The 702-nt window shown below is 51.6% G+C and carries 1 protein-coding gene and 1 pseudogene; one reads left to right on the top strand and one right to left on the bottom strand.

The features are described from left to right. The coding region (locus LN893_RS20405; protein ID WP_439651236.1) for an MGH1-like glycoside hydrolase domain-containing protein at positions 1–198 on the top strand (198 nt) is incomplete at its 5' end. Between the two features lie 24 nt (positions 199–222). On the opposite strand, the pseudogene LN893_RS20400 reads toward LN893_RS20405, so the two are convergent. After that, positions 223–702 (bottom strand): annotated as a pseudogene (locus LN893_RS20400) (potassium channel family protein); the annotation flags it as partial.

Here is a 702-nt window from a genome sequence, read left to right as displayed (position 1 = left end):
GGGCACCTGCTCGACGTAGGCTATACCCACGAGGCAGAGGAATTGCTGGTAAGTGTAAAGCGGCTTATCACCAAAAGCGGATTCAGGGAGTACTACAATCCCTTCACCGGCGAGGGACACGGGGCACATAACTTCACATGGTCAGGCTTGGTGCTGGATATGATCAAAAGACAACAGAAAGAGGATAAAGGTAGCTAATGGAACAACGGGTTCTTATTTCTATCAATCAGTAGGAGCGTACACATCCTTCCATGTCCAGCCGTCCATCTCCAGTATAGCTGTCATCGCCTTGCGGCGTTCTTGCAGATCAGCCTCAAACGTACCCTGTACCTTTTCCATATCTTTAAGCGGTATGCCTTCTTCCTCCAGTTCCTGCAGGTCTGGTGTTGGGGCTGCTTCTCTGGGAGATAGATTCTTAAGGAAGCTGCCTTTCACCGTTTCCATGTAAGCGTCCAGCGCCGTCTTTAGCATGTTCATCTTCATTTGACTGCCCGTAACTTCCTTCGGCACTGCGTTGGCCAGCAACTGGTACGCCTCATCAAGCATGGCAATGGATGGAGCGATAGAGCGGCTCGGCTGGTTGTTGTGAAAGTAGTGGATGACGGGGTACGAGTTGTGGTTGAGGGTGTGGTGCATCAGCAGCTGGCACAGGTCGGAGGTGTTGTCGAAGAAAGCGGAAAAGTCCTTGCCGTTCCAGCTGTT

It is taken from the genome of Pontibacter harenae (genome assembly GCF_020907245.1).
Lineage (GTDB): Bacteria > Bacteroidota > Bacteroidia > Cytophagales > Hymenobacteraceae > Pontibacter > Pontibacter harenae.
Note: the sequence above shows the minus strand (reverse complement) of the source record. Positions and strands in the feature narration are given on the sequence as shown.